26 protein-coding genes are annotated in these 18282 nt (G+C 61.6%); 14 read left to right on the top strand and 12 right to left on the bottom strand.

From position 1 onward, the window contains the following. From LGN10_RS07820 to LGN10_RS07770, 12 genes are all read right to left on the bottom strand, one after another. A complete protein-coding gene (locus LGN10_RS07820) occupies window positions 1-795 on the bottom strand; it encodes a PRTRC system ThiF family protein (RefSeq protein ID WP_226222780.1) in 795 nt (264 codons plus the stop codon). Beyond that, window positions 792-1598 carry a PRTRC system protein A gene (locus LGN10_RS07815; RefSeq protein WP_226222621.1) on the bottom strand — a complete coding sequence of 269 codons (807 nt, stop codon included), beginning with the start codon at window positions 1596-1598 and terminating at the stop codon, window positions 792-794. Before LGN10_RS07815 ends, LGN10_RS07820 begins: the two co-directional genes overlap by 4 nt. A gap of 4 nt (window positions 1599-1602) precedes the next feature. Next, window positions 1603-2313, bottom strand: coding sequence for a PRTRC system protein B (locus LGN10_RS07810; protein ID WP_226222619.1), 711 nt, complete (start codon window positions 2311-2313; stop codon window positions 1603-1605). Further along, entirely contained in the window at window positions 2310-3389 is a 1080-nt protein-coding gene (locus tag LGN10_RS07805) for a PRTRC system protein F (protein WP_226222617.1), read from the bottom strand. Before LGN10_RS07805 ends, LGN10_RS07810 begins: the two co-directional genes overlap by 4 nt. Window positions 3390-3567: 178 nt before the next feature. Beyond that, the gene (locus LGN10_RS33635; protein ID WP_319001216.1) at window positions 3568-3963 is read right to left on the bottom strand and encodes a PRTRC system protein C; all 396 of its coding nucleotides are present in this window, start codon (window positions 3961-3963) and stop codon (window positions 3568-3570) included. A 14-nt stretch (window positions 3964-3977) separates the two neighbouring features. Beyond that, window positions 3978-4526 carry a PRTRC system protein E gene (locus LGN10_RS07795; RefSeq protein WP_212159257.1) on the bottom strand — a complete coding sequence of 183 codons (549 nt, stop codon included), beginning with the start codon at window positions 4524-4526 and terminating at the stop codon, window positions 3978-3980. 315 nt (window positions 4527-4841) lie between these two features. Continuing rightward, a complete protein-coding gene (locus LGN10_RS07790; protein ID WP_059499130.1) occupies window positions 4842-5048 on the bottom strand; it encodes a hypothetical protein in 207 nt (68 codons plus the stop codon). 7 nt (window positions 5049-5055) lie between these two features. After that, entirely contained in the window at window positions 5056-5181 is a 126-nt protein-coding gene (locus LGN10_RS33480) for a hypothetical protein (protein ID WP_264163085.1), read from the bottom strand. After that, window positions 5178-5414 (bottom strand): hypothetical protein, encoded by a 237-nt coding sequence (locus tag LGN10_RS07785; RefSeq protein ID WP_226222615.1) that lies wholly within the window; start codon window positions 5412-5414, stop codon window positions 5178-5180. Before LGN10_RS07785 ends, LGN10_RS33480 begins: the two co-directional genes overlap by 4 nt. Before the next feature lie 8 nt (window positions 5415-5422). Next, window positions 5423-5563 (bottom strand): hypothetical protein, encoded by a 141-nt coding sequence (locus LGN10_RS07780; RefSeq protein WP_226222613.1) that lies wholly within the window; start codon window positions 5561-5563, stop codon window positions 5423-5425. 386 nt (window positions 5564-5949) lie between these two features. Continuing rightward, window positions 5950-6414 carry a helix-turn-helix domain-containing protein gene (locus tag LGN10_RS07775; protein ID WP_034174089.1) on the bottom strand — a complete coding sequence of 155 codons (465 nt, stop codon included), beginning with the start codon at window positions 6412-6414 and terminating at the stop codon, window positions 5950-5952. A 9-nt stretch (window positions 6415-6423) separates the two neighbouring features. Further along, window positions 6424-6723, bottom strand: a complete 300-nt coding sequence (locus LGN10_RS07770) for a hypothetical protein (RefSeq protein ID WP_226222611.1) — start codon at window positions 6721-6723, stop codon at window positions 6424-6426. 227 nt (window positions 6724-6950) lie between these two features. Between LGN10_RS07770 and LGN10_RS07765 the strand changes: the two genes are divergently transcribed. From LGN10_RS07765 to LGN10_RS07700, 14 genes are all read left to right on the top strand, one after another. Further along, window positions 6951-7502 (top strand): phage regulatory CII family protein, encoded by a 552-nt coding sequence (locus tag LGN10_RS07765; protein WP_226222609.1) that lies wholly within the window; start codon window positions 6951-6953, stop codon window positions 7500-7502. A 26-nt stretch (window positions 7503-7528) separates the two neighbouring features. Continuing rightward, window positions 7529-8896, top strand: coding sequence for a replicative DNA helicase (dnaB, locus tag LGN10_RS07760; RefSeq protein WP_226222600.1), 1368 nt, complete (start codon window positions 7529-7531; stop codon window positions 8894-8896). A gap of 38 nt (window positions 8897-8934) precedes the next feature. Then, entirely contained in the window at window positions 8935-9906 is a 972-nt protein-coding gene (locus tag LGN10_RS07755) for a helix-turn-helix domain-containing protein (RefSeq protein WP_226222598.1), read from the top strand. A gap of 12 nt (window positions 9907-9918) precedes the next feature. After that, a complete protein-coding gene (locus LGN10_RS07750; protein WP_226222596.1) occupies window positions 9919-10317 on the top strand; it encodes a hypothetical protein in 399 nt (132 codons plus the stop codon). Window positions 10318-10452: 135 nt separating this feature from the next. Continuing rightward, window positions 10453-10866, top strand: coding sequence for an HNH endonuclease (locus LGN10_RS07745; RefSeq protein ID WP_226222595.1), 414 nt, complete (start codon window positions 10453-10455; stop codon window positions 10864-10866). Between the two features lie 100 nt (window positions 10867-10966). Continuing rightward, complete coding sequence (locus LGN10_RS07740) at window positions 10967-11455, top strand: phage terminase small subunit P27 family (RefSeq protein WP_226222594.1); 489 nt, start codon at window positions 10967-10969, stop codon at window positions 11453-11455. Window positions 11456-11571: 116 nt separating this feature from the next. After that, window positions 11572-13119: a terminase large subunit gene (locus tag LGN10_RS07735; protein WP_226222593.1), complete on the top strand. Its 1548-nt coding sequence runs from the start codon at window positions 11572-11574 to the stop codon at window positions 13117-13119. 3 nt (window positions 13120-13122) lie between these two features. After that, on the top strand, window positions 13123-14373 hold the full coding sequence (locus LGN10_RS07730; RefSeq protein WP_226222592.1) for a phage portal protein: 1251 nt from the start codon (window positions 13123-13125) through the stop codon (window positions 14371-14373). Beyond that, window positions 14370-15305 carry a S49 family peptidase gene (locus LGN10_RS07725; protein ID WP_226222591.1) on the top strand — a complete coding sequence of 312 codons (936 nt, stop codon included), beginning with the start codon at window positions 14370-14372 and terminating at the stop codon, window positions 15303-15305. The genes LGN10_RS07730 and LGN10_RS07725 overlap by 4 nt, the downstream gene beginning before the upstream one ends. 77 nt (window positions 15306-15382) lie before the next feature. Next, complete coding sequence (locus LGN10_RS07720; RefSeq protein ID WP_226222590.1) at window positions 15383-16657, top strand: phage major capsid protein; 1275 nt, start codon at window positions 15383-15385, stop codon at window positions 16655-16657. Window positions 16658-16673: 16 nt separating this feature from the next. After that, window positions 16674-16994 carry a hypothetical protein gene (locus LGN10_RS07715; protein ID WP_155626463.1) on the top strand — a complete coding sequence of 107 codons (321 nt, stop codon included), beginning with the start codon at window positions 16674-16676 and terminating at the stop codon, window positions 16992-16994. Then, entirely contained in the window at window positions 16991-17485 is a 495-nt protein-coding gene (locus LGN10_RS07710; RefSeq protein WP_226222589.1) for a head-tail connector protein, read from the top strand. Before LGN10_RS07715 ends, LGN10_RS07710 begins: the two co-directional genes overlap by 4 nt. Continuing rightward, window positions 17485-17820, top strand: a complete 336-nt coding sequence (locus LGN10_RS07705; protein WP_059723184.1) for a phage head closure protein — start codon at window positions 17485-17487, stop codon at window positions 17818-17820. Before LGN10_RS07710 ends, LGN10_RS07705 begins: the two co-directional genes overlap by 1 nt. Next, window positions 17810-18280 (top strand): hypothetical protein, encoded by a 471-nt coding sequence (locus tag LGN10_RS07700; protein WP_059723129.1) that lies wholly within the window; start codon window positions 17810-17812, stop codon window positions 18278-18280. The genes LGN10_RS07705 and LGN10_RS07700 overlap by 11 nt, the downstream gene beginning before the upstream one ends. Window positions 18281-18282: the final 2 nt, after the last annotated feature.

The raw sequence follows: 18282 nt of genomic DNA, 5'->3' as shown, positions 1-18282 counted from the left end.
CTATTTTTCTACCTTGGTGGTGGACTGCACTGCCTGAACGATCATCGGCCGCACATTGCCGGTTTTCAGGTTGACGAACGCGCCGCACCACGTCAGGCGCGCATGCCGGAAAAATTCCCACAGGATCGCGAGCCCCTGAGTGACGACGGCCTGGTTGATGAACAACTCCTGCCGCTCGAGCGCCTCGGCGAGGCTACAGCTCGGCGTGTCGTCCTCGGGTATCGTCGTGTCGACCAGTTCGGGCAGGACGTCGTACGGCCAGCGCAACGGTGTGCTATCAACTTGGTCGCCTCTACGGTTACCGATCGCCTGTTCGCCCGCGCCGAGAATTACTTGCCCGTCGCTCGCACGATTACCGAGATCCATCACATAGCTGCCGGCCTTTTTCAGGAACGGTGCCAGCTTGGCCCGTGCCGCGGCGCTGTCGACGCACATCACGACGAGATCAAGCGAGCCGCGTGCGATCGCGTCCGGCCCGGCATGTACTGGCCGGCCGCACCAGTCGAGCCCGAAGAACGCATTGAGGCGATGCACGAGCACAACGCTCTTGTACTGGCCGACGTCGGCCGGGCTGAACATTTGCCGGCCGACGTTTGCGGCGCTGACCGTGTCCGCGTCAAATGCGGTTACGTGCAGCCCCGGGTGGCCGAGCTCGACGAGCGCATGATTCAGGCGCGCGAGGCCCGTCAGCATCTGCGAACCGGTGCCACCGCATCCGATCAGCGCGACCTTTACGCGTTGATCGCCGATGAAATGTGCCGGCGTCCGGTGTTGATTCGTTGCCGACTGACTCACGCTGACGCCTCCGCTGCAGCGAAGAACGCGGTTACGGGTACCTTCAGTTGAATGGTTTTGCCGAGTGCGCAAAGGCGGAACGCGATGGTGGGCGTCGCGCCGGCCGTGAGCGTGCCGACGACGGCAGACAGCTTGACCTCGCCTGCGTCGTCACGATCATCGACTTCGCTGAAAAAAGCGCTGGCCGTGCCGTGGCTGTGCAGGTCCACGACGAGGCTTTCGTGTTCACTGAGAACAGGGCGCTTGAATGTGATGCTGCCCGGTGTAGCGTGGTCGATCTCGAGGTCACGATAGGCGAGTTCGCGTTTCTGGTTGTCCCACACGATCCACGCAGCGTGTTCGTTCGGGGCTGCGGCGCGCGCCTCCTCGCCGAACCGGCGGAAATGCTGCTCGGCGGCGCCGAGACGGCCGAACGCGAACTCGATTTTCGGCGTGAGCGAGCCGTACGGCGGACGTGGACCGGGGCCTTCGATCGATGCGACCGGCTGAATCAGGTGCAGCCACGGGCGACGGATCTCCACAAACAGGCCTTCCGCCGCGAGCAGGAATCGGTGACCAATGTCGAGCAGCGGGGCAAATTCCGCGTGGCGTGGGATCGTGGCGATGGGGGCGCTGTCGAACAGTGCTTCGTCGAGGCCGATATTCGCGTCGTCGGAATTCGCGGCGATCGGGCGCGACTGGCCGGCCTTCACTTCGTCGGCGACTGCCTCGCTGAATACCTTTAGGGCGTCGCCGAGTGCGCGCAGGGTGTCGGTCGTTGCAGCTTCGAACGTTGCCTTAATTTCTTCGATTTTGGTGGACATGTGGTTAGCTCCGTGGCGTGAGGCGTTGAATTGCGGATTCGACGGTCAAGTCGACCGGGACCAGTCTTTCGGTTGGAAATTCGGCGCCATCGAGCAACTGGCACCAGAGCGCGGAAATGCTTCCGCCCTGAATCAGCTTTGCGGCATTCGGGTGAGTGAAGCGGCTGCGAAAGAATTCCTCTTCGTAGTGCTCGACGTCGGCCGCGTTCGGCTGCTTCGCGATTTCGACGTTGCCGGTGCACACGGAGCCGGAGGAATAAACGTTGTAGTAAGGGGCCTGGAACAAGTCGGTCCCGCGTTGGGGTCGCTTATTCTCGGCGAGCGCAAACACGTGCCGGCAGTCACCTTGAGCGATGAACAGCAATGTAGGTTGATGCGCCGGGCCCGCGCGCATGCCGAGCGGTTCATCGGTCTTGAACCAGACGTGCCGCACGCCTGCCGGCATCCACCAAGCGACAACGCCGGGGCCTGCGAAGATCACGCGCTCATGCACGAAGCCTTGTTGACCGACGTGTTTCGCGGCTGCGCCGGCAAAGGCCGCAAGTTGTCGCTCTGTGACCGGCTCGCCGGCGAGTAGCGTGGGTACGCCGCCGACGACGCGAGCAGCGTGCCGCGTTACGTAGACGTGCGTATCTGACTTGTTTCGGTACAGCAGCAGTGCTGAATCCAGTTCGAGGTGTGTGCTGCCTTCGCAATAAATATCGACGGTCGTCATACGCGTACCTGTACGGTGACATTTTCGGGCGTGCGAAGCGCAAGCAGATCGAGCAGGGTTTCAACTGCACGCGCGAGCCGGGCGGTGTTGCTCATCCGCGCGAACCAGTTTCCGATTTCGCTGCCGGTGAGCGACAGCTGGACCGCGCACGAGACCTCGATCGGATCGCCCTGGAGTTCGTTTTCGAGGAAATCGTCGAGGATGCGATCGGTGCCGTCGTGCTGGTCCCAGAGGAGATACAGTGAATGATCGATGGGGCCGCGGCCGGTGTCGCGGTTGTCGACTCGGGCAAATGGCCCCCCGTTGACGATGAGGCGGTGAATTTCATCGCAGGCGTTGGCGACGGCCGCGGCGGTATCATCAATCAGGGACGCATATCCAACGTCGGCAATGCTCAGCACTTGCTCGGGATTTGCGATCCACTCGGGCGCGTAGCGGAAAAATTCTGTGCGTCGGGGTATCGAATGCTCAGTGAAGAATTCCTCGGCGGTAGCTTTTTCAGGGTCGCTGTCGTAGCAAAACATCAAATCTTCGAGCGCATCGATTTCGTTCGCGTGTCCTTGCCAGTACAGATACTCGGCAAGATAAAGCGTTTCGCGCGGCGTACAAACGTTCGGCAAGTAGTGGTGACAGGCTTCGTACAAAACGGCGAGAACGGTTTGCCCAAGCCCGGACATCACGTTTTCAAGGTGGTTGATGCCGGCGCGCAGATACCGGCATGGCGCCGTTCCGGCTCCTTGGTTGGAGTGAATTGAGAACCACGCGCATTGAGTGCTGCCAGAGGCGTACGGCGTCGGGGAATAGCGCTCTTCGCTGACGCGCAAATTCCACTCGAAGATCGTCAGGCCGTCGGTTCGGTCGAGCCATTCACGGGTAATTGCATGGCGCACGAGTTCGATTTCGTCGCGGTGATTGTCCGCATTCGTGGCATCGTCGTCCGTGAGCAACTTGCCACGCATCAGCGCGAGCGCAAGCTCGTGTGCGAAATTTCTGTCGCTTTCCTGATTGATTCCGGTGACGTACCGGACCGGTACGCCTGCGGCAATGACCGGGATGGCGAGTGCGGGCGTGATCATGGCAGTACGGGCATGATGGATGAGGGCAGGCGCAGGCGCGGAGACGTGCGGTCCGGGTACTGAGTCACACGTTGCACGTAGCGAGCGAGTCGGCTGTTGACGTGCTTCGCGCGTGCGCGCGGCGTCGATTCGCCCGCGAATGTGTTTTCGCGCAGGTGCTTTCGAAGTTCGCGGAGCGTCATTTCGGTTGCGTGCAGTAGCGCGCGTGCAGCGCATTGATGAATGCGACTTCTTCGTCGAGCAGCGGGCATGCGTGTGCGCGAGCGAATCGCTCGACGTCCAGCAGGTAGGACAAGATCGGATACGGCGGACGCGTCGTGCCGTGGATGATCGCGTCGATCATCGCGGAAATGTCGCGCGTTGCCGCGTCGCTTCCCTTCGTGCCGACAGCGCGCCGGAACGTATAGACGTTGCGATTGCCTTTGATGACCGGCCCCTCGATCTCGGCGTTCGTCAGCTCGGGATAGGTCTGCGAATAGAAATCGCGGACCTGCTGCAGCGTGAATGTCGGAGCCGGGTCGGCGAGCTTGGCGCCGTTATACGAGAATTCGCGAGCGAGCGTTTCGATATGCATGTCGTTGTCTCCGATCAGTACAGGTCGACGCCAGCGTCGGTCGATTGCGGCTGCTCTGCACTAGCGGGTTCCGCAGCTGCCGGCGTTTCTGCGGCCGGCGTCTCGCTGCCGTCGCTCGGTTGGCTGGCATCGTCGATGCGCATCTGGCGCGGGTCAGTCGCGCCGGCGTTTGCGCCGTCAGTCGAAGGCGGGTTGTTGGCGTCGTCGGCCTTCGCGGCCTTCGGCGGCCGACCGCGACCGCGCTTCCCGGGGGTGCCTGCGGCGCCACCAGCGTTCGGCGCCGGAAGCGCGGGCGCCGCGTCGGATTTGTTCGCGGCGGCGCACGCGCGCGCCTGGTCGAGCAGCGACAGCGCGCCGGGCTCGTACGCCTCGACCGCGGCTGCGAATTCGGCGTCGAGTTCTTGGGGCGTCGCAACCAGTGACAGCGGCCAGAGTTCTTTCTTGCCTTTCGCATTCGGCAGCGGCGTGACGTTGACGCGCAAGTTTTCGTCGCCTTCGGCAGTGATCAGGATGTTGATGCTCGTGGTGCGCGCGAGCTCGTGCAGTGACGTGAACAGGGACATGCGATTACCTCTCAGGTGAAGTCAGGCCGCGAGGCCGTCGTAATTGCGATCGGCGAAATCGGTATCGCCGGGATAGCGGTTCGAGCCGTCGGCTCGATGCCAGCAAAACAGGGAGCCGCGTCGGTGCGGGAACCAGTAACCGGCGCAGTCGCAACGCATGCGCGTCGTGTTCCGGCGGTTCATCCACTGATCGATGCGGTATTTCCGGCGGTTGCACGTGCGGCACGCCGGCAGGCGCGTGTAGCGATCGGGGTGGCGACGCAGGCATCGGCGCGCGTCGCAGTGCGTGCAGCGAACGTGACAGCGCGGCATTGATCAATCCTCCGCGTCGCCGGCCTGCAGCCGTTTGACGTCCACACGTGCAGCTGCGCGTCGTCGTTCGCGCGTTTCTCGTGCCCGCGCAGACGATTCGAGCGCGTCCCGCACGCTGGCGCGCTGGATTGCGGTTTCGAAGTCGCCCGTCATGTGCAACAGTTGCCACTCGACGCGCAGTAGATGGGTTGGCAGGTGATCTTTCTGCATGGCCGACTCACGCGCTGTAGGTGCTCGCGCTCGGCGTGTCCGGTGCTTCGTCGCTGTACGTCCACGCGACGCAGCCGATACCTACCGCGAGCCAGAGCAGTACGATTTTCCAGAGGGGCATGGGCTTGTTCATGCGCCCTCCGCTCGGTACAGGTGTTCCTTGCCGCTGCCGGTCGCGATTGCCTTGGCGAGTTCGAGATATCCGCGTGCCTCGAGCGCACCGCAAAGGCACACGACGAAATCTGCGGTGCGGCGATCGGGCGCGGAGCTGTCCGGGTTGTGTTTCTTGGCGGTTTCGGCCGAGTCCTTGATGCAGTCGAAAATCGCAGCCTCAAGCTGACGTGCGGAGCGCGGTTTGTTATTCATCGCGCACCTCAAACGCTGAATACGGGGGCGACCGCGCTGGCGATCAGGTAAAGGACGACGAGCGCGGCGAGCGGGTGCCAGTCGCGCGCCTGCAGCGCACGTGATTTAAGCCACGTGAATTCGCTGCGTCGGAACAGGATGGTAAGCATCGAAATTCGCCTCGTTGGATGCGCAGCGAAAGGGCTGCGTGGAGACGAATTTAAGCACACTTAATTTCAGAGAGCAAAGAAAATTTAGTGTGCTTAAGTTGACGAGCGATCTAGACTGCGTGCATACTGGATATCCATACAGTACTGAAAGCGTTTTGTAGAAAAAGACTGAGGGTGCGCGTCGATGAATTTGGACGAACAGATGAGCGAGGGCCGTATCAATCCGGGGGATCTGGCCGTGATCAGCCGGTGCGCCAACAAGGCGCACATCGGTTTGGTGGTGCGGGTGATGGGGGTGCACGAGACGCCCGAGTATGACTGGGACGTCGAGCTGCTAGGGATGCCCGTCAAGGGCTACGCGGCAGGGCATGACCGCGTAGGGGTGTTTAGGTGCGCGGCGGTTTTCGATTGGAATCTGAGTCGTCTGGTGGCGTCGGCGCATTCAAATCGAGCAGATCACCGCGAGCTCTCTCGTGCATAGCCAGCACCGCCTTTAAGGGTGCGTGCACGGCGGCGACCGCGAGTTCGCTCATGCCCAGGGCAATCGCCTTTTTGAGATCGGCATAGAACGCCTGCGCTTCTTGCGGCAGGTCGTCTTGGGCATCCTTCATTGGCCCGCGCTTATCCCAAAGCCAGTCAGCGCGAACGCGCAGAAAGCGCGCAACGCGGAACACCGGCGCGGCCTTCAAATTCTCAACGTTCACTTTGCCGCTCGTCCACTGCGAGACAGCTGACGGGGAAACTCCTGCCTTGGCGGCGATTTCCTTGTCGTCGATTGACGCCCCCAGTTCTGCCTCGCGCAACGTCTTGGCATACCGGAGTCGTCCTACGAAGGTGTCTAGGTCGTTCATTTCAGCAGGCTAAACCTTAGCAGATAAGAGCACTTCACTTTTGAAATTAAGTGTGCTTAAATCCGGTCCATGGAAAACGACCTGCGCATCGCGTATGCGAGCGAAATCATTGATCGATTGGGCGGGACCGGGGTTGTCGCTGATCTCTTCGAGATTGACGACGCGGCCGTGTCTCAGTGGCGCCGGAATGGCATCCCGAAGCCGAGGATGCAGTTCATTTCTGTTGCGCGGCCGGATGTCCTTGTTGGGCTGGGGCAGCGTGATCGCACAGAGCGGAATGGCGCAGACGGGAACGTATTGCATCTGCATGCGGACATTCGATCGCGGTCGCGTCGCACGTCTGCCGCATGAAAGCGGCAAACGAGCGCGAGGCCTTCGCCTCGCTCAAGGCGCGCCGGATCGCATCGCGCATGTGTCGTTTGAGTTGTGGCTTCGGGGTCGCTGTTGCGTGCTGAATTCTGAATTTTTGCGTTTTCATGGTGATGCTCCGTTTGGCGATGGAGCAATTTTCTCGGAAACGCGAGCACGTTAACAGTATGAAAAACGGTGAAATTCAAGGGGCAAATGTGGCTCACCATTACAGTCAAACCGCGTGGATTGACGTCCTGTATACGTCCGTATCCAACACGCCCGGGAAAGTCGAAGACGCTGCCCGCTTTCTTACCGAGCGGCGAGGTACGCGGATTTCCGGCGAGCATCTGCGGTTGCGGCTGCGGGAGGTTGAGGGCGCGCGTATTACGGGCGAAATGTTCGAGCTGCTAGTCGAATGGATGCTCGAAAAGAAGCAACCGCATGCGCTCGATGCGGTGTACGCGTTCAACGCTCGGTTTGGGCTCGTCGCAACGGAAACGGTCGCCGATGCTGAATCGGATTGCGTCCGTGCGCTTGTCGACTCCGCGCTTACGGTAAGTACGAAAGCGGGCGGCCTGGCTGAAGAGGTCCGGCGCGCCGCTGAAGATGGGGTGATCGAGCCGCGAGAAGCCGAGGCCATCGAGCAAGCCGGGCGCGTGGCGCAACGCCAGATCGAACAGACGATCGCAATCGCGCGACGTTCCGCGCAGGGCCGTCGCCGTAGCCGCGGCGCGTAATTCAACTATTCCCGGAGGTTCTCCTGATGGGCGCACACGACCCATTGGATGCGCACGCCCGTACGTCGGCGCCCGAAGCCGAGCAAAGCATCCTTGGCGCAGTGTTGCTTGATAACGGCGCGCTTGAAGAAATTGTGGGCATCGTCTCCGAAGCGGATTTCACGATCGGCGAACATGCGCTCGTTTTCAAGGCAATTCGCGAGCTCATTCAGCGTGGCGCAGTTGCTGATGCCGTGACGGTATTTGAGCGATTGCTATCCGTCGACGCAAAGGTTGATCAGCCGCTCGCTTTCTTGAACGACCTGGTTCGAGCTACACCTAGCGCCGCGGGCGTTCGCCATTACGCGGAGATTGTGCGTAACCGCTCGATTTCCCGGCGGATGCTGCGTGTGTCCGAGCGGCTGCGCGATGCCGTGTTGAAACCCGGCGGCAAATCCCCTATTGAACTGTTGGACCTCGTGCAGGGCGAACTGCTAAGAATCGCAGATACGAGAAGCGCAGCCGATGAAGAGTTTCGGCCAATCTCGGCCGCTCTGACGTCGGTAATTCAGCGGATCGACGATCGTTATCACGCGGGCGGTGCTGCGCAAATAGGTGGGACGGCAACGGGCTTTGTCGATGTTGATCGCCATACCGACGGAATGCATGGCGGTGAGCTGATAGTCGTCGCCGGTCGCCCGTCAATGGGAAAGACCTCGTACGCGATGAACATTGCGGAGCACGTTGCAGTCGAGCTGCGCATGCCTGTCGCGGTGCTGTCGTTGGAAATGCCGGACGACCAACTGGCGACGCGGATGCTTGCTGGCACGTCGCGGATCAATCAGCACAAGCTGCGAACAGCGAGTTTGCGTGACGATGACTGGTCAAAGCTGACGCATGGTACGCAGATCCTCGTTGATGCTCCGGTGTACGTGCTCGACAGTTCGTCCGTCACGCCGTTGCAGTTCAAGGCAAAGCTCCGTCGTTTGCAGCGTGTCGTCGGGAAACTTGGCCTGATCATCGTCGACTACCTGCAGCTGATGTCGGGGGATGGTGGATCAGGCGAAAACCGCACAAGCGAGGTATCGCAAATATCCCGCGAGTTGAAAAAGACGGCGAAGGAATTCGATGCGCCAGTGATCGCGCTGTCACAGCTGAATCGTGGGCTCGAGCAGCGCCCGAATAAGCGGCCGATGATGTCCGACCTTCGCGAGTCCGGCGCGATCGAACAGGATGCTGATGTTATTCAGTTTATTTACCGAGACGAGGTGTACAACCCTGACAGCGCGGACCGGGGTACCGCGGAGCTAATTATCGCCAAACAGCGGAATGGGGCGCTTGCTACGGTGAGATTGGCATTCCGAAACGAATTAGCGAGATTCGAGAATTTTGCAGAACCTACAGGGGCGTATTAATGGCGGGAGTGCCAACATCATTTACTTGGCGTCGGGCGATGACCGCGAGCGAATTGCCTGGTACGACCAAGCTCGTACTGTTCGTCATAGCCGAGTATGCGAATTCGATCGACGACACATGCTGGCCGTCTATCGATGAAATTGCCGCGCGCGCGACGTTGACGGCGCGCGCCGTGTCAAAGCATCTCGGAGTGGCAGAGCAGGCGGGCTGGATCAAGCGGTGGAAGTCGAGAAAGAGCGGGCGGAAGTGGGCGCACGGTCACTATCGTCTCACGGTGCCGGAGGAGGTTGCGCGTCGCGCGCGTGACGACCTGAACCTCGATATCGCCGGAGCTGACTTCGACGAGTCGGAACAACGTTCCGGTAATTCGGGGGAGTTTGAGGAACCACGTTCCGGTAATCCGGGCGAGTTTGACGAACCTAGTTCACGTGTCTCGCCGGAGGTCGGCGATTCTGAGGGTGGTCCGGGAAGTTACAGGAACCACGTTCCAACTAACAACCCAACAAACAGATATTACGAAACTCCCTCTCTCTCTCAAACTTCGTCGGTATACCTGGGCGGTGAAGGTACAAGCAGAGAGGGAAATCGTCAAGAGGGCTGCCCGGCGCTCACGGCTTGGATGGCTCGGCGGCTTCGCGACAGCGATCCGGGGGCTCGCGAGCCGGATTTTCGTGAGTGGGCGTCGGACGTTGACCGCATGTTGGCCGACGGATTCGACCCACAGCAAATCGCAAAGCTGTGGGCGTGGGCACTGCGCGACGGATTCTGGTGTTCCGTGATTCGCTCGCCGGCGCGCCTTCGAAAAAATTGGGATCAGGTGCGCGCGAAGCGTAACCAGTCGCTGCAGCGCGAGCGGCAGCCTGCGAACCAGCAAACGCGGGACGATCGATGCTGTGCACACGTTGACGGCGACGGCAAGCGATGTACCAACGTCGCCACGTCCATTCTCGGCGCAGGATCGACGCGTCGCGGTTATTGCCGGCTGCACGTCGGCCTTTATGAAGATTGAAACGGGGGAAGTATGACGATCGAGCAACAATTGGAAAATTGGGCCCGCGCACAGCGTGGTGGGCAAGGCGGGACAGACGGGCTCACGTCGAGCATCTACTTTCCTTCGGTCGGCGGGCGTACAGTCGACTCAACGCTCGACCTTGAAGAGGCGAATCGGGTGGAGGTGGCGATGCGGAAGATTATGCCGTTCGATCGCAAGGTGCTTACGATGCACTTCGTGTGGCGCGCACCGCCGGCAGTGATCTGTCGCCGGCTCGGCCTGAAGGCGCGGCCGACCAGCATATTCGACCTCGCGCTTGCGCATGCAAAACGAGTGATCGAGGAGAAGCTCGTCGTGCCTCGGCCGCAATATGTCTCCATGCAGTCTGTGATCGATAAGTTGAAAGAGGGTGTTGCGGAAACGAAATAGCTGATCTACACTCCGATCCACAATTTGATCCGGTTAATACCGAGCGACGCGGCCTGTACCGGGCCGTCGCTCGCCCGGAAGAATCATGAAGCCCTGAGTGCGAAAGCCTTGGGGCTTTTTGCATTGGAGCGTCGAATGACGAAGAAAGCCCCGACGCCCTGCCGCCACGTTGGCTGTCGAGCATTGGTCGACGTGCCGGGATATTGCGAACGGCACCAGTCGGAAGCGACCGGTTGGAACGCGCCGCGGTGGAGCGGCAGTCGTCACGAACGCGGCTACGGATCACGATGGGTCAAGCTTCGCGAGCGCATCATGAAGCGGGACAACGGCCTCTGCCAACAGTGCCTGCGGGAGCGCAAGGTGACGCGAGCTGAGCACGTCGATCACATCGTCTCGAAGGCGAGCGGCGGAACCGACGCCGATTCGAATCTCGAGGCGCTCTGCGGGCCGTGCCACCGGGCCAAGACGGCGAGGGAGCGGCGGCGGCCGGCGGTCGCGCCGACCCCGGGGGCGGGTCGATTTTTTGGGGGCGAGCCCGGTCGGGACTGATCGCCCAATCGTTTTTTTGTGTGCGCAAGTTTTGGAGGGGGGGGTATCAAAGCCCCTTTAACAGAGCATGGGACAAAGAGGACCGCAAGCGCAGCCGAATGTGCTGAAGCTGATGCGGGGAAATCCGGGCAAGCGCCCGTTGAACCTCGCTGATGGCGTGCACCCCGAAGTCGCGGTGCCCGACATGCCGCCGCACCTCAATCGCGAGGCGCGCAAGGAATGGAAGCGAATCACGGTCGAGCTCGAGAAGCTCGGCTTGATCTCGCGACTGGATCGAGCGGCGCTTACGTTGTACTGCCAAGCATGGGGGCGGCTCGTCGAGCTCGAGACCGCATTCGAGCGGCGCAAGGAAGTGCTCGACCTGTCGGGGATCGGCGCGACCGCTGCCTACGTTGACACGGCGCCGAGCGGCTATCGATCCAACGCCGTCGAGATCAACATGATCAACGCGCTGCAGGAGCAGGTGCACAAGTTCCTGCAGAGCTTCGGCCTGTCGCCGGCAAGTCGCTCGCGCGTCACGCCGTCGAACAATCAAATGCAGCTGCCCGGCATGGAAGAACCGGCAGGGTGGGGGAAATTCGCTAAATGACATTCGTTGATACGGCCAACCAGTACATCGACGATGTCCTGGCCGGCCGTATCGTCGCGTGCAAGTGGGTGAAACTGGCATGCGAACGGCAGCGCCGGGATCTCGCTCGCGCCGAAATGGGCGATCCGGAGTTTCCGTACCGCTTCGACAACGACGCGGCGACGCGCATCTGCGAATTCATCGAGCTCCTGCCGCACACGAAGGGGCGATGGGCGCGCACGCGCCAGCGCATCAAGCTCGAACCGTGGCAGGCGTTCATTCTGACCACGGTGTTCGGCTGGCTGCATGTCGACAGTGGCCTACGCCGGTTTCGGCGTGCCTACGAAGAGGTCGCGCGCAAGAACGCGAAGTCGACGAAGAGCTCCGGCATCGCGCTGTATCTGTTCGCGGCTGACGGCGAACCGGGCGCGGAGGTCTATAGCGCGGCGACGACGCGCGATCAGGCAAAGATCGTGTTCGACGACGCGCGCGCGATGGCGCTGCGTGAGCCGGAAATGTGTGCGGCGCTTGGCGTCGAGATCCTTCAGCACCAGTTGCTGACGGACGACGGCAGCAAGTTCCTCCCGTTGTCAGCGGAGGGCAGCACACTCGACGGCCTCAACGTGCACGGCGGCGTGATCGACGAGTTGCACGCGCACAAGACACGCGCGGTGTTCGACGTGATCGACTCGGGCACGGGCGCGCGCGATCAGTCGCTGTTGTGGCTGATCACGACGGCCGGCTCCGACCTGACGGGCATTTGTTACGAGCAACGTACGCACGTGACGAAGATTCTCGAAGGCGTGTTCGTCGACGAGACGTTCTTCGGCATCATCTTCACGCTCGACGACGGGGACGACTGGTCCGATCCGTCCGTGTGGATCAAGGCGAATCCGAATCTTGGCGTGTCCGTGTTCGTGGACGACATGGAGATGGCTTGCCGCAAGGCGCAGTCGATGCCGAGCGCGGTGAACAACTTCCTGACGAAGCGGCTGAATGTCTGGGTGAACGCGGATTCGGCGTGGATGGACATGCGCGCGTGGGAACGCTGCGCCGATCGAGACATGCGGCTCGACGATTTTGTTGGTGAGCGCTGTTGGATCGGCATGGACCTTGCGGAAAAGACCGACTTTGCCGCGCTGGTGCTGGTGTTTGAGCGGGCCGGTACGTTCTACGTATTCCCTCGGTTCTATTTGAACGAGTACGCAGTCGACAATGGCTCGAACTCGCAATACAGCGGTTGGGTGCGAGCTGAACACATCATCGTCAATGAAGGTAACGCGACGGATTTTGACGTTATTGCCGATGATATTCGCCGCTATTGCGAGATGTTCGATGTGCAAGAGATCCCGTTCGACCCGGCGATGTCGCGATATTTTGCGACGCAGCTGGTGAAGGAAGGGTTGCCGCTCGTCGAAATTCGTCAGGCGCCGATCTTCTTTACGCAACCGATCATCCAAACCGAGAACCTCGTGCTCGAGGGCAAGCTCAAGTTCGACGGCAACCCGGCGATGACGTGGATGGTCAGCAACGTAGTCGTGACAACGTCGCGATACAACGGGCTCAAGCATCCGACCAAGGAACGGCCGGAAAACAAGATCGACGGCCCGGTTGCGATGTTCCTGGCCCTCGGCCGGGCAATGATGGGCGATGAAAGCGACGATGGAGTCGCGGACGGACTGTAGGCGATGAGCATTCGACAACGATTTTCAGCCGCGATGCAGGCATTCGGCCGGCCGGAGCTTTCGGCACAGGCGGTAACGAATCCGCCGAGCGGGACGGCCAGCCCGGAGGGTTGGCTTCTGCGGGCGTTCGGCGGTGGGCGAAGCGTCTCGGGACAGGTTGTGACACCCGACAGTGCGCTGCGCGTGATGGCCGTCTACGCGGCGACGCGGATTCTGGCGGAATCGATGGCGAGCCTGCCGATCTCGGTCTATCAGGCCGATGGCACGAAGCGCCGTCGCGTGTCGCAGCACGCTCTCAGCACGTTGCTTCACGACTCGCCGAACCCGAATAACACGACGTTCGAGTTCGTCGAAATGGGGCAGGCGCATCTCGGCTTGCGTGGGAATTGCTATTCGTGGATCGATTGGAGTGGCGCGGGCGAGGTGCAGGGTCTTTATCCGATGCATCCGGACAAGGTCGTGCCTCGCTACGACAAGACTGCCCGGAAATTTACCTACGACCTGGACGGGATATCCGACGTGCCGGCACATCACGTGTTGCACATCCGGGGTTTTTCGCTCGACGGGTTGCTCGGTCTGTCGCCGATCGGCCTCGCGCGTGAAACGCTCGGGCTGGCGATGGCTGCCGAGCAGGTCGGCAACGAAGCGTTCTCGGATGGTTTCGTTCCGCCGATTGTGTTGGAGGTGGCGGAGAAAGCAGGCAAGGATCAGCGAGATACGTACCGCCGCGAATGGGTCGATCTCATTCGGCAGCGCCGCAATGGTCCACCCGTGATTTCCGGCGGCATGAAGTTGCACGCGTTGCGCTTGTCGATGGCTGACCTGCAGTTCATCGAGTCGCGGCGGTTCAGTATCGCCGAGATTGCACGATTGTTCCGCATCCCGCTGCACATGCTGGGCGATCTCGAGCGCGCGACGAACAACAACATCGAGCAGCTGTCGCTCGAGTTCGTGAAGTACACGCTCGCGCCGTGGATCAAGCGGTGGGAACAGCGACTGAACCTGACGTTGCTCTCGCAGGATGAGCGCAAGCGCGGCCTGTACATGAAATTCAACGTGGACGCGTTGCTTCGCGGCGACATCAAGTCTCGTTACGAGGCATACCGGATCGGGTTGGAGGGGCGAATTCTCAACGCGAACGATGTTCGCGAGATGGAGGATCGCGACGCGTACGACGGCGGCGACGAATTCTGGGCGCCGCTCAACATGGCGCCGGTCTCGGTGCCGCGGGAAAAGAAGGACGGACAGCAATGAAATATCCGCTTTTGGCGTCGTTGGTCTTCGGCCAGGCGCACATGATCGAACCCGGAAAGCTGGACGTGATTCTTCGCGTACTGGCCGATCGTATGGACCTGCAACTCGACATGGGCGAGCGGGCGCCGATCGGCGCGTTCGATGATCCGAACAAATTTGCGCCGACGCAGGCGGCCGCTCAGCGTGATGCCTGGGCCGACATCGGATCCGGCGTTGCGGTGCTGTCGGTTGGTGGCACGCTCGTTCATCGCGCGTCGAGTCTTGACGCCATGTCGGGGCTCACGAGCTACGCGCAGTTGTCGTCAGCGTTCAACGCGATGCTCGGCAACAGCCAGATCGCGCATATCGTACTCGACGTGAACTCGCCGGGCGGCTCGGTGAACGGAGCATTCGATTTTGCCGACGAGATTTTCAGTGCGCGCGGCAGGAAGCCGATCACGGCAATCGTCGACGAGTCCGCGTATTCGGCAGCGTATGCGATCGCGAGCGCGGCCGACGAGATCATCGTTCCGCGAACGGGCGGTGTCGGGAGCATCGGCGTGGTCGCAGCGCACCTTGACCGTAGCGAGGCAAACGAGCGGCAGGGGATCAAGGTCAATTACGTATATGCCGGCGCGAGAAAGATCGACGGCAACCCGAATGCGCCCCTCAGCGACGAAGCGCACGCCGAGCTGAAGGCCGAAGTGGATCGGATTTACGGCCTGTTCGTAGAGACGGTCGCCCGCAATCGCGGGCTGAGCGTGGACGCGGTGCGCGGCACGGAGGCTGGCGTGTTCCGCGGCCCGGCTGCTATCGATCATCGCCTCGCCGATCGTGTGCAGGCCCCGCGCGACGCGATGCGAGCCATCGTCGAGCGACATCAGGGGGCGAGGTCGACGAGATCGGGGCGGCTGCAGCGGGCGGCTAGTGCGATGCGAATGCGGGCGATGTAAGGAATCCCCGCGAGGGGTATGGAGGGTCACCAGTCGGTGGCCCTTTTTTATTTTCAGTGGCAATCAGGGAGTATCACATGGTGGATCTCACGAGTCTGTTGCAGCGCCGCGCGGGGGTGCAGGCGAGGGTGGCAGAGCTGGCGGCAATTGAGGCCGCGGGTACGGCGCTCACCGACGAGCAGGTAGCCGAATTTTCGGCGCTCGAGGCGGAATTCAACGCGCTGACGGAAAAAATCAACCGTATCGAGGCGTCGAATCGCATGTCAGCTGCGATCGCGACGCCCGTTACCGGCGCGCTTCATGCGCAACCGCGAGGCGCGAACGAGCGTCAGCGGGGCGAGTCGCTCGGCATCATCGTTCGTTCGCTGGTGTCGAGCCGTGGCGATCTGCGCGCCGCGGCGAACTACGCGGAAACGCAGTGCCATGCGCCGGATATCGCGGCGGCGCTCAACACGGGCACACAATCGGCCGGCGGCTTTATCGTGCCGCCGGGTTACGTACCCGAACTGATCGAGCTGCTGCGTCCGGCCAGTGTCGTGCGTGCGCTTGGCGCGCGCACCATGCCGATGCCGGCCGGCACGCTGACGATGCCGAAGCTGGCGTCCGGATCGACGGCATCGTACGTGAGCGAGGGGGCGGACATCGCGACGAGCGAGCCGACGTTCGGCGACCTGAATCTTTCGAAGAAGAAGCTCGTCGCGATGGTGCCGATATCGAACGACCTCATTCGTTTCAGTTCGCCGTCGGCGAACGAGATCGTGCGCGACGACATCATCCAGGGTATCGGCACGCGCGAGGATCGCGCATTCCTGCGCGACAACGGGGCGGACAACACGCCGAAGGGGCTGCGCTATCTCGCGATTGCGTCGAACGTGATTTCTGCGAATCCCACGATCAGCGTACAAAACGTGAAGAACGACGCGGGCCGGCTCGAGCTCGCGCTGCTCGGCAAGAACGTGAAGATGCTCAAGCCGGGCTGGATCTTCTCACCGCGCACGCTGGTGTTCCTGCAAAACCTCGTCGACGGCAACGGCAATCACGTTTTCCCGGAGATTGCCGCGGGCCAGTGGCGCGGCAAGCCGTTCAAGGTGACGACGAGCGTGCCGGACAACCTCGGCGCTGACGGTGACGAGTCGGAAATCTATTTGACCGACTTCAACGACGCAATCATCGGCGAAGCGACGGGCCTGATCATCGACATTTCCGGCGAAGCGTCGTACGTCGAGGGCGACAAGCTGGTCTCGGCATTCAGTCGTGACCAGACGCTCGTGCGCGCAATCACGGAGCACGACTTTGGCCTGCGTCACGATCCGTCCGTGGCGGTGCTGACTGCAGTGAAGTGGGCGCCGTAACGCGGCGTGTTGGTGGGTGATGGGCGCGAAGCGCCCATCAGATTTCGCACACAGGAGTGTCAATTCAATGAAATCGATCAAGTTTCTGCGGCGTGTTCCGCCGTATCAGGCAGGGGAAATTGCCGGGTTTCCCGATCGTGACGCCGATCGGCTGATCGAGGCGGGCGCCGCGGAAGAATTCCGTGCACCGCGTCGTGCGGCGACGCGGGGCGCACGCTCGGGCAGCGATGCGGCGAATGCCGTCGACCAGCCGAACGCAAGTGGTAGCGGTGCCGGATCGAATGGCGACGATGCGTCGGACGACGATTCGCCGACCAAGGGCGGTGACCCGTCGTGATCGCCCGCCTGATCGATCCTCCGAAAGAGGAGCCGGTCGGCCGTGAAGAATCCAGGGTGTGGGCGAAGATCGACGACGACATCGACGACGTGATCATCGATGTGGCGATTCAGGCCGGTCGCGAAAAGGCCGAGCACGCCACGGGCCGCCGTTTCATCAGGCAGGTGTGGGGTATCCGCGTTCGCGCAGGCGAAACGGTTTCCCTGCATGGCCTGATGCCTGTCATTTCGGTGAAAACCGCCGATGGTGCCGACGTTCCGTGGGACGACGGGTTGCCGGCGACTCTAACGGCGACGGCGGACGCGGACCTTCGGGTCGAGTGCGGTTATCCGGATGCCAAGGCGGTGCCCGCGTCGATCAAGATGTGGATCTGGCAACGCCTCGGCTACCTGATCGAGCATCGCGACGCATTGATGTCCGGGCAAAGCGTTGAGCCACCCCGGGATTATGTCGACGGGTTGCTCGACCCGTACCTGGTGCCGAGGTTGTGATGCGAATCCCGACGATTGGCGAGTTGAACCGGCGGGTGCAGCTGCGTGAGCGACGGGACTATCCCTACCGCGATGCCGAGCTCGAGTCCGAGTTTCCCGAGCAAAAACCGCGCTGGGCGAAGATCGAGCCGGTCGGCGCGGCCGTGTATAGCGGCAGCGTGCAGATCGACGAAAAAGTCACCCACCGAATCTACCTGCGATACCTCGACGGCATCACGACCGATTACGAGGTCGTGTATCGCGAGCAGGTATTTCGCGTGAAACGTGTCGGTGATTTGAACGGTGCACGGCGCTTTACGGTTCTCGAAGTGGAGGAGCTCCGACATGGCGGGTAACGCTGATATTGCGCTGCATATCGAAGGGTTCGAAGGCTTCGATCGGTTGATCGATTTCGACAAGCGCGAAGTTCGGAAAGGAATGCGCAAGGCCGGCCGCATCGTCGAGCGGCGCGCAAAAGCGCTTGTCGCGCTCGGCGGGCGGTCGGCGCCGGGGCGGTATCCGGCTCGGCAAACCGGTCGGCTTCAGCGATCGATCAAGACGAAGGTCTCGCGCTCGGGGTTCATGGTCAAGGTCATGCCGCAGAAGATCGCAGGCATGCGCGATTTCTATCCGGCATTCCTGTATTACGGCGCACGACGTAAACGCGGCGTGCGTCGCGATCGCGGGTCGCGCGGCACGTCCAACTGGCGTATTGAGCCGCGCGGCAACTACATGGTCGATGCGAAGGACGACAGCGTGCGCGAGGTTCGTGCATTGCTCGTCGACGTATACCGCCGCGCTCTTACGATCCGTTGAGG

This window comes from Burkholderia sp. AU32262 (assembly GCF_020419985.1).
GTDB lineage: Bacteria > Pseudomonadota > Gammaproteobacteria > Burkholderiales > Burkholderiaceae > Burkholderia > Burkholderia semiarida.
Note: the sequence above shows the minus strand (reverse complement) of the source record. Positions and strands in the feature narration are given on the sequence as shown.

Excerpts from the sequence above, each read along its gene's own strand:
- LGN10_RS07775 (WP_034174089.1), bottom strand. The coding sequence starts at position 6,414 with ATGAACGACCTAGACACCTTCGTAGGACGACTCCGGTATGCCAAGACG.
- LGN10_RS07810 (WP_226222619.1), bottom strand. The coding sequence starts at position 2,313 with ATGACGACCGTCGATATTTATTGCGAAGGCAGCACACACCTCGAACTG.
- LGN10_RS07700 (WP_059723129.1), top strand. The coding sequence starts at position 17,810 with ATGGCGGGTAACGCTGATATTGCGCTGCATATCGAAGGGTTCGAAGGC.
- LGN10_RS07815 (WP_226222621.1), bottom strand. The coding sequence starts at position 1,598 with ATGTCCACCAAAATCGAAGAAATTAAGGCAACGTTCGAAGCTGCAACG.
- LGN10_RS07770 (WP_226222611.1), bottom strand. The coding sequence starts at position 6,723 with ATGCAGATGCAATACGTTCCCGTCTGCGCCATTCCGCTCTGTGCGATC.
- LGN10_RS07790 (WP_059499130.1), bottom strand. The coding sequence starts at position 5,048 with ATGCAGAAAGATCACCTGCCAACCCATCTACTGCGCGTCGAGTGGCAA.
- LGN10_RS07765 (WP_226222609.1), top strand. The coding sequence starts at position 6,951 with ATGAAAAACGGTGAAATTCAAGGGGCAAATGTGGCTCACCATTACAGT.
- dnaB (WP_226222600.1), top strand. The coding sequence starts at position 7,529 with ATGGGCGCACACGACCCATTGGATGCGCACGCCCGTACGTCGGCGCCC.
- LGN10_RS33635 (WP_319001216.1), bottom strand. The coding sequence starts at position 3,963 with ATGCATATCGAAACGCTCGCTCGCGAATTCTCGTATAACGGCGCCAAG.
- LGN10_RS07780 (WP_226222613.1), bottom strand. The coding sequence starts at position 5,563 with ATGCTTACCATCCTGTTCCGACGCAGCGAATTCACGTGGCTTAAATCA.
- LGN10_RS07720 (WP_226222590.1), top strand. The coding sequence starts at position 15,383 with ATGGTGGATCTCACGAGTCTGTTGCAGCGCCGCGCGGGGGTGCAGGCG.
- LGN10_RS07730 (WP_226222592.1), top strand. The coding sequence starts at position 13,123 with ATGAGCATTCGACAACGATTTTCAGCCGCGATGCAGGCATTCGGCCGG.
- LGN10_RS33480 (WP_264163085.1), bottom strand. The coding sequence starts at position 5,181 with ATGAACAAGCCCATGCCCCTCTGGAAAATCGTACTGCTCTGGCTCGCG.
- LGN10_RS07750 (WP_226222596.1), top strand. The coding sequence starts at position 9,919 with ATGACGATCGAGCAACAATTGGAAAATTGGGCCCGCGCACAGCGTGGT.
- LGN10_RS07735 (WP_226222593.1), top strand. The coding sequence starts at position 11,572 with ATGGGCGATCCGGAGTTTCCGTACCGCTTCGACAACGACGCGGCGACG.
- LGN10_RS07795 (WP_212159257.1), bottom strand. The coding sequence starts at position 4,526 with ATGTCCCTGTTCACGTCACTGCACGAGCTCGCGCGCACCACGAGCATC.
- LGN10_RS07705 (WP_059723184.1), top strand. The coding sequence starts at position 17,485 with ATGCGAATCCCGACGATTGGCGAGTTGAACCGGCGGGTGCAGCTGCGT.
- LGN10_RS07805 (WP_226222617.1), bottom strand. The coding sequence starts at position 3,389 with ATGATCACGCCCGCACTCGCCATCCCGGTCATTGCCGCAGGCGTACCG.
- LGN10_RS07745 (WP_226222595.1), top strand. The coding sequence starts at position 10,453 with ATGACGAAGAAAGCCCCGACGCCCTGCCGCCACGTTGGCTGTCGAGCA.
- LGN10_RS07755 (WP_226222598.1), top strand. The coding sequence starts at position 8,935 with ATGACCGCGAGCGAATTGCCTGGTACGACCAAGCTCGTACTGTTCGTC.
- LGN10_RS07785 (WP_226222615.1), bottom strand. The coding sequence starts at position 5,414 with ATGAATAACAAACCGCGCTCCGCACGTCAGCTTGAGGCTGCGATTTTC.
- LGN10_RS07725 (WP_226222591.1), top strand. The coding sequence starts at position 14,370 with ATGAAATATCCGCTTTTGGCGTCGTTGGTCTTCGGCCAGGCGCACATG.